15 protein-coding genes are annotated in these 12,169 nt (G+C 42.8%); 6 read left to right on the forward strand and 9 right to left on the reverse strand.

Going from position 1 to position 12,169, the window contains the following annotated elements; genetic code table 11:
• Positions 1 to 2: 2 nt before the first annotated feature.
• The 4 genes from rpoD to rpsU form a co-directional block, all read right to left on the reverse strand.
• On the reverse strand, positions 3 to 1,805 hold the full coding sequence (gene rpoD, locus CPC19_RS01005; protein WP_015004915.1) for an RNA polymerase sigma factor RpoD: 1,803 nt from the start codon (positions 1,803 to 1,805) through the stop codon (positions 3 to 5).
• Positions 1,806 to 1,890: 85 nt separating this feature from the next.
• The gene (dnaG, locus tag CPC19_RS01010; RefSeq protein ID WP_016390311.1) at positions 1,891 to 3,615 is read right to left on the reverse strand and encodes a DNA primase; all 1,725 of its coding nucleotides are present in this window, start codon (positions 3,613 to 3,615) and stop codon (positions 1,891 to 1,893) included.
• Between the two features lie 168 nt (positions 3,616 to 3,783).
• Positions 3,784 to 4,242 carry a GatB/YqeY domain-containing protein gene (locus CPC19_RS01015; RefSeq protein WP_015004913.1) on the reverse strand — a complete coding sequence of 153 codons (459 nt, stop codon included), beginning with the start codon at positions 4,240 to 4,242 and terminating at the stop codon, positions 3,784 to 3,786.
• A 26-nt stretch (positions 4,243 to 4,268) separates the two neighbouring features.
• Positions 4,269 to 4,496: a 30S ribosomal protein S21 gene (gene rpsU, locus CPC19_RS01020; protein WP_015004912.1), complete on the reverse strand. Its 228-nt coding sequence runs from the start codon at positions 4,494 to 4,496 to the stop codon at positions 4,269 to 4,271.
• Between the two features lie 214 nt (positions 4,497 to 4,710).
• Between rpsU and tsaD the strand changes: the two genes are divergently transcribed.
• The 3 genes from tsaD to folK are packed head-to-tail and all read left to right on the forward strand — an operon-like array spanning position 4,711 to position 6,604.
• Positions 4,711 to 5,745 (forward strand): tRNA (adenosine(37)-N6)-threonylcarbamoyltransferase complex transferase subunit TsaD, encoded by a 1,035-nt coding sequence (gene tsaD / locus CPC19_RS01025; RefSeq protein WP_016390310.1) that lies wholly within the window; start codon positions 4,711 to 4,713, stop codon positions 5,743 to 5,745.
• A gap of 11 nt (positions 5,746 to 5,756) precedes the next feature.
• Complete coding sequence (gene folB, locus CPC19_RS01030) at positions 5,757 to 6,116, forward strand: dihydroneopterin aldolase (protein WP_015004910.1); 360 nt, start codon at positions 5,757 to 5,759, stop codon at positions 6,114 to 6,116.
• Complete coding sequence (gene folK, locus CPC19_RS01035) at positions 6,113 to 6,604, forward strand: 2-amino-4-hydroxy-6-hydroxymethyldihydropteridine diphosphokinase (RefSeq protein WP_015004909.1); 492 nt, start codon at positions 6,113 to 6,115, stop codon at positions 6,602 to 6,604. Before folB ends, folK begins: the two co-directional genes overlap by 4 nt.
• Here the strand turns inward: folK and CPC19_RS01040 are convergent.
• On the reverse strand, positions 6,601 to 7,335 hold the full coding sequence (locus CPC19_RS01040; protein ID WP_223253203.1) for a pteridine reductase: 735 nt from the start codon (positions 7,333 to 7,335) through the stop codon (positions 6,601 to 6,603). The genes folK and CPC19_RS01040 overlap by 4 nt on opposite strands.
• 53 nt (positions 7,336 to 7,388) lie before the next feature.
• On the opposite strand from CPC19_RS01040, the gene CPC19_RS01045 reads away from it, so the two are divergent.
• Positions 7,389 to 8,081, forward strand: coding sequence for a hypothetical protein (locus tag CPC19_RS01045; protein WP_016390308.1), 693 nt, complete (start codon positions 7,389 to 7,391; stop codon positions 8,079 to 8,081).
• Positions 8,082 to 8,155: 74 nt separating this feature from the next.
• On the opposite strand, the gene CPC19_RS01050 is transcribed toward CPC19_RS01045, so the two are convergent.
• On the reverse strand, positions 8,156 to 9,382 hold the full coding sequence (locus CPC19_RS01050) for a multifunctional CCA addition/repair protein (protein ID WP_016390307.1): 1,227 nt from the start codon (positions 9,380 to 9,382) through the stop codon (positions 8,156 to 8,158).
• 57 nt (positions 9,383 to 9,439) lie between these two features.
• On the opposite strand from CPC19_RS01050, the gene CPC19_RS01055 reads away from it, so the two are divergent.
• Positions 9,440 to 10,240, forward strand: a complete 801-nt coding sequence (locus tag CPC19_RS01055; protein WP_236610528.1) for a sulfite exporter TauE/SafE family protein — start codon at positions 9,440 to 9,442, stop codon at positions 10,238 to 10,240.
• Here the strand turns inward: CPC19_RS01055 and CPC19_RS01060 are convergent, their stop codons facing one another.
• Both CPC19_RS01060 and CPC19_RS01065 read right to left on the reverse strand, forming a co-directional pair.
• Complete coding sequence (locus CPC19_RS01060) at positions 10,241 to 10,651, reverse strand: YeeE/YedE family protein (protein WP_016390305.1); 411 nt, start codon at positions 10,649 to 10,651, stop codon at positions 10,241 to 10,243.
• A 2-nt stretch (positions 10,652 to 10,653) separates the two neighbouring features.
• Complete coding sequence (locus tag CPC19_RS01065; protein ID WP_016390304.1) at positions 10,654 to 11,082, reverse strand: YeeE/YedE family protein; 429 nt, start codon at positions 11,080 to 11,082, stop codon at positions 10,654 to 10,656.
• A gap of 120 nt (positions 11,083 to 11,202) precedes the next feature.
• On the opposite strand from CPC19_RS01065, the gene CPC19_RS01070 reads away from it, so the two are divergent.
• Entirely contained in the window at positions 11,203 to 11,499 is a 297-nt protein-coding gene (locus CPC19_RS01070) for a DUF2288 domain-containing protein (RefSeq protein ID WP_016390303.1), read from the forward strand.
• Positions 11,500 to 11,673: 174 nt separating this feature from the next.
• Here CPC19_RS01070 and CPC19_RS01075 read toward each other — a convergent pair whose 3' ends face one another.
• Complete coding sequence (locus CPC19_RS01075) at positions 11,674 to 12,111, reverse strand: OsmC family protein (RefSeq protein ID WP_016390302.1); 438 nt, start codon at positions 12,109 to 12,111, stop codon at positions 11,674 to 11,676.
• Between the last annotated feature and the right edge of the window lie 58 nt (positions 12,112 to 12,169).

Genomic DNA, 12,169 nt, shown 5'->3' on the forward strand with positions numbered 1-12,169 from the left:
TTCTATTCTGACGTATCTATAAAGCTACGTAAATGCTCTGTTCGTGAAGGGTGACGTAATTTACGTAATGCTTTTGCTTCAATTTGGCGTATTCTCTCACGAGTCACATCAAATTGCTTGCCCACTTCTTCCAATGTGTGATCAGTATTCATATTAATACCAAATCGCATTCTAATCACTTTTGCTTCGCGAGCGGTTAAGCCAGCAAGTACGTCTTGTGTTGACTCTCTCAAGCTTTCAATTGTTGCTGAGTCTACTGGTGACACTGCGTTAGCATCTTCAATAAAGTCACCTAGGCTTGAATCCTCATCATCACCGATCGGTGTACCCATAGAGATAGGCTCTTTTGCAATTTTAAGTACTTTGCGGACCTTGTCTTCTGGCATTTCCATTTCTATCGCCAACTCTTCTGGTAATGCTTCTCGACCTTTTTCTTGCAAAATTTGACGTGAAATACGATTCAATTTATTAATCGTTTCTATCATATGCACTGGTATACGAATCGTTCTTGCTTGGTCGGCTATGGAACGCGTAATGGCCTGACGAATCCACCATGTTGCATAGGTAGAGAACTTATAACCACGACGATATTCAAACTTATCAACCGCTTTCATTAAGCCGATATTGCCTTCTTGAATAAGGTCTAGGAATTGCAGCCCTCGGTTTGTGTATTTTTTAGCAATGGAGATCACCAATCGTAAATTGGCTTCAACCATTTCTTTTTTAGCACGGCGCATTTTGGCTTCGCCAATCGATAAGCGACGGTTAATGTCTTTGATTTCTGTCGTGACTAAAGAGCTTTCGCTTTCTACATTAGCCAGCCTAACTTGTGCTTTTTTAATTTCATGGAAATTTTCTTTAATAACAGCAACAAATGGCTCGTCTGTTTTTAAGTGCTCTTCTAACCATGTTATGTCACTTTCATTTTTAACAAAGCCTGCGATAAATAACTTACGCGGCATTTTTGCTTGTTTAACGCAGATGTCAATAATGGTTTTTTCTTGAGCTCTAACCAACTCAACACATTGTTTCATTTCATTTGAAAGCAATGTAAAGAAACGCGGTGTAAATTTAAGTGCCATAAACAATAAGGCCAACTCATCAAACTCTTTTTGAGTTTTTTCTGAGGCATAACCTTCTTTTTTAATCACCTTAGTACATTCTTTGTACTTAGCCGCAATTTCGTTAATACGAACTTCGACATCTTCAATGGTTAATGCTGGGATTTCAGGTGCACTTTCATCTTTCGCCGCCGCAGGCTGCGTGTAATCATAGTCGTCTTCTAAATCAACAAAATCTGGAATATAGTCTGCTAAGCGAAGTTCATCACTCTTAATTTTTTCGAACACATCAAAAAAGCGATCCACAACAGCTGGGTAACGAACAATCGCCGCCAACATTTCGTTTTGCCCTTCTTCAATACGCTTAGCTATATCAAGCTCACCTTGGCGAGTTAATAAGCCAACCGTGCCCATTTCACGCATGTACATACGGACAGGGTCTGTCGTTCGGCCTAACTCTTTATCAACGGTTGCTAAAGCAACAGCCGCTACTTCAGCCGCAGCAGATTCATCAACCGTTTGAGCAACGGTGCCATCGGATACAGTATCTGACTCTGGCGCCTCTTCGCTGACACTAATGCCCATATCTGAAATCATTGTAATGATTTCTTCAATACGCTCTGGCTCCACGTCTTGTGGTAGGTGATCGTTCACCTCCGCATACGTCAAGTAACCTTGCTCATGCCCTTTACTAATCAATGCTTTGATTTTAGAGGTTTGTTCTTTCTGTTGTTCTTTATCCATTATGTTCCCGTGAACTAAGTACAAATTTTCGCCAACTGAACCGAGTATTCTAGCAGATATTCTTAATTTATCTACGAATGTTCTTTTATTTCATTAATTCTCTAAGCTCATCTCTTTCTTCTTCACTTAAATCTTCTGCTTTTGCCAATAATATTTCATAACGACTCTTTTTTGCCTGCTCTTTCAAGCGCTCAATCGCGCCTAAAAACTCCTGCTCAGTCGACTCCCCTTCGATTAATCGCTCTTCGGCAAACAATGCTCTAATAATTTTTTCATGTTCGTGCCCACGAAACCGTTCTAGCAGCATTGCTGGCGATACCTCTATATGACCATTTAACACCGAAATAATTTCATTTAATACCGGCATTCCTGGCACATTTAATTGTAACCAAGCGTCTTGTGTATTAATTTTTTGCACCAACGCAGGCTCATGAAGAATCAGCATTATTAAATGCCTCATAGCCGAAAGGGGGGCGGCCCCAGTTTTTTTAACAACTTGTCGCGCACCGAATCGAGGTTTGAAGGAAGCGGCCGCACCTTGCTTTTCCATTTTAGTTAGCTGCGCTAATTGTTTCTTCATTAATTCTGCAAAAGCACCCGCAGGTAATGTATCTAGCAATGGTTTCGCTTGCTCCATAAAACCAGCCCGCCCTTCAATTGTCGTCAACGGGTGCTGTTTACCTAAGTAATCAAAAAAATAACTGGACAACGGCGTCGCCTGCTCTACCAACTGCTCAAAGTGTGAGGCCCCTTTTTCACGAATTAAACTATCAGGATCTTCACCCTCAGCTAACAGTAATACTTTTATTTGCCGTCCAGTGCGCAAAGCTGGCAAAGCATTCGTCACAGCACGCCATGCTGCTTTTTGTCCCGCTGTGTCACCATCCATACATATCACCAAGGTGGACACAGAGCGAAATAATAAATCAACGTGCTCGCGAGTGATTGCGGTACCCAAGGCAGCAACAGCATTTGTAACGCCCTGCTGATAAAGCGAAATAACGTCTAAGTAGCCTTCAACCACAATAATTTGCTGTATTTTAGTAGACGATTTTAGCGCTTCATATAAACCATATACTTCACGGCCTTTATGGTAGAGCGGCGTTTCTGGAGAATTTAAATACTTTGGCTCGCCGCCATCTAGGACTCGACCACCAAACCCGATAGTTTGCCCACGTTTATTACGGATAGGGAAAATAATTCGCTCTCTAAAGCGGTCATACGTTTTATTATTTTCATTCGTCACCACAAGCCCTAATTCACCTAACTGATGGAGCGAATCGTTATCTTGGCCCAACGACGACAGCAAATTACTCCAACCTGGTGGTGCAAAACCTAATTGGAAGGTTTTAGCCACTTCGCCTGTCAGCCCTCTATTTTTCAAGTACTCCGCCGCAATATGACTGGCCCCATGCTGTCGCAGTTGCTGCTGGTAAAAGTCACTCACCTTCTCATTCATACGCAGCAGTGGCGATAAATCCCGTTTCGGTTTCTCCGTTTCAAACCCTTGCTCGCGTACAACCTCCACGCCAGCGCGGCTTGCTAATTCTTCGATTGCTTCTACAAAACTAAAGTGGCTGTAATCCATTAAAAAGCCAATCACCGAACCACTCTGGCCACAACCAAAACAATGATAAAACTGCTTGTCTTGGCTGACAGTAAAACTGGGGGTTTTCTCGTTATGAAATGGGCAGCAAGCAGAGTAGTTCGCACCTTTTTTTTTCAACGGTAGCAAGCTATCAATCACCTCGACAATATCGGTTCTTGCCAATAAGTCATCAATAAAATGCTGGGGGATTCGACCTGCCATGATTATGGTATTTTATTTACCCTATGATTCTTGCTTGAAGCATAGACGACATTAACAAGCGTTAATACTTTTCTATACGAGCCGGAAGTGCTCAGTGAAATTGATGCGCTTCTCCATGCCTACCAATTTGTCATACAGTGATCATGCGGACCACTAAATAAAAACAAATTAAGAAAGCTTGGCTTTTATTTTACCGCTTGCCGCACCAACGTCTGCACGACCTTGTAATTTAGGACGAAGAATACCCATCACTTTACCCATATCTTTCATGCCTTGCGCACCAGATTCGGTAATCGCCTGATCGATCAGTTGATCGACCTCTGATTCAGTTAATTGTTGGGGCAAGTACTGCTGGATAATACTTGTTTCTTTTTGCTCTATCAGTGATAGGTCGTCACGACCTGCTTTGTCAAACGCCTCTATTGAATCACGACGCTGTTTGACCATCTTATCGAGCAATTGAAGGACTTGCGTATCATCTAATTCGATACGCTCATCGACTTCTTTTTGCTTAATAGCAGCGAGTATTAAACGAATAACACTCAGCTTTTCTTTTTCTTTAGCCTTCATTGCTAACTTCATATCCTCACGGATACGGTGCAATAAAGGCGTGGCTTGTTCGCTCATTATGTTAACGACGCGAGTAGCAAATATTAGCTACGACCACGACGAAGGTTGTTCAATGCGCGACGTGTGCGAGACAACCCTTTCAAATGACGTTTAACCGCTGCAGCTGCTTTACGCTTGCGCTCAGCAGTTGGCTTTTCATAAAACTCACGTTTACGTGATTCAGCCAAAACGCCGGCTCTTTCACATGTACGCTTAAAACGACGTAGAGCAAAGTCAAATGGTTCGTTATCTTTAACGCGAACTGAAGGCATGTATTTCTCTCTTCTTAAAAGTTAAATGGTGTAAAAGGATGGCGGATTATACACGCAGCAAAGCCATATGCCAACACCCATACTCTCCTAATAACAACACCTTTAACGAAAATCTATTGTTAATGATTAACGTGAGCTTCATATCGTTTAGGCAGAAAGCGCCTTGTTTGCGTATAATAGCCTGCTTTAAAACCTTGCTAAACCATCGCCATCAATGACTACCCAGCCACCACTTGTTCTTGGTATTGAAACATCCTGTGACGAAACAGGCGTTGCCTTGTATGGCAAACGCGGCTTACTCGCTGATGCGCTGTATAGCCAAATTGACATGCATGCGGAGTACGGAGGCGTTGTGCCTGAACTGGCTTCACGAGACCACGTCCGTAAACTAATTCCACTTATTAAACAATGCTTTGCTAATGCCAGCGTAACTAGTCGTGAGTTGTCCGGCGTTGCCTACACATCTGGGCCGGGACTTGTTGGCGCTCTGTTTGCTGGAGCTAGCGTTGCTCGAAGCTTGGCTTATGCATGGGACATCCCCTCTATCGGCATTCACCATATGGAGGGTCATTTATTAGCCCCCATGCTTGAAACAACACCACCTAGCTTTCCTTTTGTTGCCTTATTGGTCTCAGGTGGGCACACACAATTAATTAAGGTCAATCAAATAGGCGACTATCAACTGCTCGGCGAATCCTTAGATGATGCTGCCGGCGAAGCCTTTGATAAAACAGCAAAATTACTCAATTTAGGCTACCCAGGGGGACCTGCCTTGGCCGCTTGCGCCAAAAATGGCAATCCGGAAAGGTTTAATTTTCCACGCCCTATGACCAATCGGCCAGGGCTTGATTTTAGCTTTAGCGGGCTCAAAACTTTTGCCTTAACAACCAGCCAGCAACATGCTTTAGACGAGCAAACCTGTGCTGATATCGCCAGAGCCTTCGAAGATGCCGTGGCTGACACATTGGCGATGAAATGCAAACGCGCTTTAACTCAAACCGGGCTCTCTACCTTAGTGGTTGCTGGTGGCGTCAGCGCCAACCAACGTTTACGTAAAACACTGGACCAAATGGCCAAAGAAATCAGCGCCAAGGTATTTTATCCCCGCCATGAATTTTGTACTGACAATGGCGCCATGATCGCTTACGCTGGTTATCAACGTCTATTAGCTGGGGAATTCGACGAGCTCAGCATTAAAGCTCGACCTCGCTGGCTCTTATCTGCACTTAATACGCCTCAACCTAAGTAAACAAAGACCTTATGGATATTATTTTTCTACGAAACTTACGAATTGAAGCCATCATTGGCATTTTTGACTGGGAACGCAAAGTAAAACAGCCCGTTTTCTTTGATATCGAAATGGCCGCGGACATAAAAAAAGCTGCTGCTAGTGATCATATTGACGACACTTTAGACTATAAATCTCTATCGAAAGCAGTGATTGATTTTGTCGAAAAAAGTGAGTTTCAGTTAGTTGAAACATTAGCCGAAAAAGTTGCCGAACTGATTATTCATGATTTCAATGTCCCTTGGCTAAAGCTAACCTTGAACAAGAAAGGAGCATTACGCCATGCCGATGACGTTGGCATTATTATTGAGCGTGGATCAAAACCCCAATGACCACTGTTTACCTAAGCATTGGCAGCAACATTGAGCGCGAAAAACATATCCGTGCCGGTATAAATGCCTTAAAAAAACAATTCGGCAACCTCACCTTATCCAGCGTTTATGAGTCCGACGCGGTTGGTTTTGATGGTCAACCCTTTCTAAATTTAATTGCTGCTTTTGAAACAGATCTGTCCGCAATACAAGTAGATACCATTCTTGATACGATTGAAAAAGACAATGGTCGCACCCTTGATCAGAAAAAATTTAACCCGCGAACACTGGATTTAGATTTAATCCTGTATGGCAACTTCATCAGCAAAGACCCTCTTCTCGATATTCCGCGTGGCGAAATAACTCAGTATGCATTCGTCTTAGAGCCACTGGCTGAAATTGCTGGCAACCTACAACATCCTGTTTTACAGACCTCTTACCAGCAGCTCTGGCAACATTTCGACAAATCTAACATCGTACAAAAACGCATTGATTTTAGTTGGGATTAGACGAGGCTTTTACCGCCATCAACCGCAATCACCTGACCGGTAATATAAGCCGCATTTTGGGCTAAAAATAACACTGTTTCGGCAATATCGCTGGGTGCACCTTGTCGCTGCAAAGGAATTTTTTCAACAATGCTGTCAGTCAATTCAGTTGCCTGACTTTCTGGCCATAAAATTGCCCCTGGCGATACGCCATTCACCCGCACATCTGGCGCCAACTCCTTAGCTAACGATTCTGTTAACGCATATAACCCCGCTTTTGCGGTGCTATAAATCGGGTAATCTACCAATGAACGTTTAGCATAAATATCAACAATATTAACAATACAACCTTTGGTTTTTTTTAATGCCTTGAACGCCACTTTACTGACAAAAAATGGGGCTTTTAAATTACTCCCCATCAAATCATTCCACTCACTCTCATTAGCATCGCCAACTGGCGTTGGGTAAAATGTAGACGCATTATTAATCAACACGTCCAAACGCCCATGTCTAGTAATCACCTGATCGACCATCTGCTCAATTTTCTGCACCGACTGTAAATCCGCTTTTATAGCCCACGCAGAGTGCTCTCTTTTATTATTTAATAGCTGAACAAGCTCATCCGCTTCGCTGCGTGAATGACGATAGTGAACCACAACACCGTACCCTGCCGCATGAAACGTTTTCGTCATTTGCGCGCCAATTCGCCTTGCCGCACCAGTAATTAACACTATTTTCTGCAATTTGGACACACCACCCTCGAATTAAACTAGACTTTCAATAAGAACATACTACTGAATAACATATGCAAAACCGATTCTTTTTGTTGCTATTTTTGGCCCTTCTATTAAGTGCTTGCGCTCAAGTCCCTGACCAAAAAGGCTACCATTACGAATACTTTAATCTTAACGCCATGGCCAAGACTGATATCGACATGGTCGCTGACACCCACGTAAAACAAACTATCAAACACCTGAGGCTACTAGCAATAAAGCTCTACAAACGTAACCCACGAGAATGGAAGAAAACCAATTTAAAATCAAGAGAAGCCGCTGTAGCACGTATTTTTAAACAACCCTTTCCAACCGTAAATGGCAAAAGTAGCGTGGACAGTATTCGACTCGCTTTTAACGAACAATATCAAGGTGACCGTGTACTTGCTTATGTATCGGGCTTAGCTAGCATGCTTACTTTGTCATATAACGGTAAAAGCCAGTTTTATTTATTCGATAGCTTAGATGCTCAAAAAGTGTATAACGGCGCACGCAATATTGAAGTCGCTTCGTGGTTACTGCAAACCAAAAGAAAACAAAATGGAGAACTTTTTTTACTCAGTTCTGGTAAAGGCCTCTCCGCAACAAACCGAAGTTATGATCGGTTATTTGGCAAGCTCATTGGTCAACAGGATCTGCTCGCGCTGGTTATTGCGACTAAAAACCATCGCACTATAAAAAATGTTTTTCAGTCGGCTGCCCGGTTTGTCTTTTTGCCCGTTTAAGCCTCTAAATATGCATGCTCAGTATTATAAAATACACACAACAACATCATTGGCAGACTTTATGCCCAACGACTTTAGTCTGCTCTTGCATGCTTTAATTGTTGAATGACTTCAAGCCGCCGTTTATGAATGGCATCACCAATTTTCTTACCCACTAAACCCCGTTTAACAAACTCTTTAGGGTCAACTTCATTCGCTGCAAAGTAAGCCTGTTTAATCCAATCAGCCTGTGGATAGTCCTTGTTTTCAAAACCCTTTCGACCTCTGGCGTCTGCCTCACAAGCCAATAAAAATGAGGTTAATTTTTGCGGTTGGCGAAAAGCCCCTAATGCCTCCAACACTTTCAATAAGGTCGCTGCTTTTAACTCAAATGCCCGATGACAATGCGTATGATATTTCATCACTTTTTCTGCCAGATCAACAAATTCATTGGGAATTCGCAAACGTGTTGCCACCGTCTTTAAAGCCGTTAACCCCATCTCCTCATGACCATGATGAGACGGCCAGTTATCCGCTTTCGTCAGCCCTTTCCCAAGGTCATGCACCAATGCCGCAAAACGCACGACAGCACTGTCCGATAACTTAGCGGCTTGACGTAGCACCATCATTGTATGAATACCGGTGTCAATTTCAGGATGGTGCTTTGCTGGCTGAGGGACACCGAATAATACGTCCAACTCCGGCAAAATAACCGCTAAGGCGTCACATTGCCTTAATACTTCAAAAAATATATCTGGTGATTGCTCACCCAATGAGCGACTAATTTCTTGCCAAACACGCTCCGCTGTTAACAAGGCAAGCTCACCACTACTAACCATTTCTTGCATCAGTTTCATGGTCTCTGGCGCCACGCTAAAACCCAGATGCGCATAACGTGCAGCAAATCGTGCCACGCGCAAGATGCGTAACGGGTCTTCTGTAAAGTGTGGAGACACGTGACGCAATATTCGAGCTTCTAAATCAACTTTGCCACCATATGGGTCAATCAATTCGTCGGCACGTTGTGCCATCGCATTGATCGTCAAATCACGCCGTAGCAAATCTTCCTCTAATGTCACTTCCGGTGACGCATGCACTTCAAACCCTTTGTAACCACCGCCAATTTTGCGTTCTGTTCTTGCTAAGGCATATTCCGCTTTTGTATCTGGGTGAAGAAAAACAGGAAAATCCTTACCTACTTGCTCAAAGCCTTGTTGTAGCATTTCATCTACCGATGAGCCAACAACAACATAATCCCTATCCTTTGACGGATAGTTAAGCAGCTTATCCCTGACGGCACCGCCTACCAGATATATCTCCATTACCATAGTCTAATATATGTTATGATTTTAAGCTTTTTTTCAACCCAAGGTTTTATTGTGTTAGAGATTTTCATGTACTGTTTGCTGTTTGGATCCTTCACAGGACTGATTTCAGGCCTCTTAGGTATCGGCGGCGGTATTGCTATTGTGCCATTTTTAGCTTGGCTATTACCCCTCCATGGTATGCCAGTAGAAACCAGCATGCAAACTGCGATTGCTACTTCTTTAGCCACTATTATTATCACCTCCCTTTCCGCCATTTATGCGCAAAACAAGCGTGGCGCCATTGACTGGAAAGTTGTTAAATATTTCACCCCAGGTATTGCTATTGGCGCTTATTTTGGTGCCCACTTAGTGCATTACCTGACGACTGAGCTACTCTCTATGGTGTTTGGTGGGTTTTTATTACTGAATGGCCTTCGTATGGCACTAAAGTTAACACCGAATCCTGAGCGCAAACTGCCTTCGCCACTACCCTTGAGTCTCGCCGGTAGTGTTTTAGGCATACTTTCCACGCTGATTGGTATTGGTGGCGGTACTTTTACTGTTCCGTACATGTTATTGCACAACGTACCGATGAAAAAAGCTATTGCGTTTGGAAGCACCTTTGGCCTACCTATTGCCATTTTTGGTGCCATTAGTTTTATTATTCTCGGCCTAAAAAACACTATCCCCATGGAAGGCAATATTGGCTATATTAATATACCTGCCTTTCTGGGCATTAGTGTAGCCAGCTTATTCGCCGCACCGATTGGTGTGCATCTAGCACACACAATCCCTACCGGTGCAATGAAGAAAACGTTTGCCGTCATCATGCTTTTTGTTGGCTTAAAAATGTTTATCAGCGCAATTTTTTAATTATTTAACAGCTGCCTTATAGAGCAACATACCCACCAACATGGATACCACGACCAGCAACGGTTCTTGAAAACCAAACCCTAAACTTGCAACCGCAGGACCTGGGCAATAACCAATAACGCCCCAACCAATACCAAATAACGCCGCGCCTATAATTAACGGACGATCTATTTGTAATAAGGTTGGTAATTGAAAGTCGTCAGCCAAAAGAGGTTTACCTCTTGAAAAAATAAAACGGTAAGCAAGCGTTGTTGTTAAAACAGCGCCCCCTAAAACAAACATTAAACTGGGGTCCCATTGACCGGTGATATCTAAAAAATTGATCACTTTATTGGGGTTTACCATTTGCGATAACGCCAAACCGACGCCAAAAATAACACCGGCAACTAACGCACTGAGTATTTTAAGCATTATTAACCCCCCGTAATTTGTTTGAAAACATACACTGTTACAATGCCACTTAACAAAAACGTCGCTGTTGCCACTAATGAGCGCAGAGAAAAACGTGAAATACCACAAATTCCATGCCCACTAGTACAACCACTACCCATTGCTGTGCCTATTCCAACCACCAATCCCCCGGCAATCAATAATATTGTAGACATCGATTCCCTAGCCGCTATTGTGATTGGGAAAAAGTGCATATAAACCGCACCTCCTAAAACAAGACCAACAACAAAGGCTAAGCGCCAAGCCTTTTCTTCAAACGAAGGCGCATTAAAGACACCGGCGACAATGCCACTGATGCCTGCAATACGACCATTTAAGTACATTAAAATACTCGCACTGATACCAATTAATACACCGCCTGCTAACGATAAATAGGGGGTAAAGTTCTCCATAGTGTCACTCTCTTATGTCATGAATAAATTTATATTATTAAATATTATAAGCATATTATCAAAAACATATTAACCCCCTAGACCCTGCTGAGAAGATAAATCTTGTGTAAAATACACGCCATGAAAAACAAAACCGACCAATGGCATACCTTACATGCCGAAACAGCCAGCATTGAGTGGAAAGACTTAGAGCGTTTTTTTGCTCGCGGTAATTTATTACGTGTTTCCAGTGAGCTTGATCTTGTGGATGCCGCTGTGGAAATGGCTAATGACAATAAACCAGTTATTGAACAATGGATCGCTGAGAACCGTTTATCAGCCGTTTCAAATGAAGAAGCATTATTGTGGTCCAAAGGCGAAAGTAATCTTTGGTCAGTGATTGTATTACCTTGGATACTAGTCCAGCAGCGCCAATGAATCTGCCCGCTAATAAACTACCGTTATTGTGCAACTTTAAAACGGTTAATAATTTATTAGGCTCACTAAGTAGTCAAGAAGCAATGTTGGTAAGCAGGCTAAACTTGCTGTTTAAGCACGCCCAAGCGGTTTAGAATAACTCTACGCTACCATTTTAGCCTTATCAAACACAACTTACGCTTTAACGTTTACCTCAGCTTCAAAATGTAATTCAGAAGACAGTGAATGACTGATAAAACAGGTTGCCTCAGCTTTTCTTAATAACCGCTCAGCTTTCTCAACAACATTACTATCGGCCACTGACAACGTTGCTTTTGTGTTTATTTTAGTAAAAAGCACCGCCCCATCGACCTTATCTAAAGTTCCGACCGAGTCGCATTGTAAGTCATCCCACTCTAGTTTTGAGGCACGCGCAATGGCTTTGAATGACAAAATAAGGCAACTTGATAAAGACGCCATTAACAATTCTTCAGGCGACCATTGATCGCCTGGGCCACCATACTCTTTCGGTGCTGCCACCTTTATAACCGGCAAATCATTAGAGAACACACTTAATGACGTATCCGGAGCACTGATCACGTTAACGGTGTATCTGTGAGGTAATTGTTCCATTCTCTTTCCTTATTTATTCAACTATTTGCTCATAAATAGCGCCAAAAACGCCAGCTAG

The sequence above is a fragment of the Cycloclasticus sp. PY97N genome (genome assembly GCF_002443175.1).
In the GTDB taxonomy this organism is placed as follows: Bacteria; Pseudomonadota; Gammaproteobacteria; order Methylococcales; family Cycloclasticaceae; genus Cycloclasticus; species Cycloclasticus pugetii.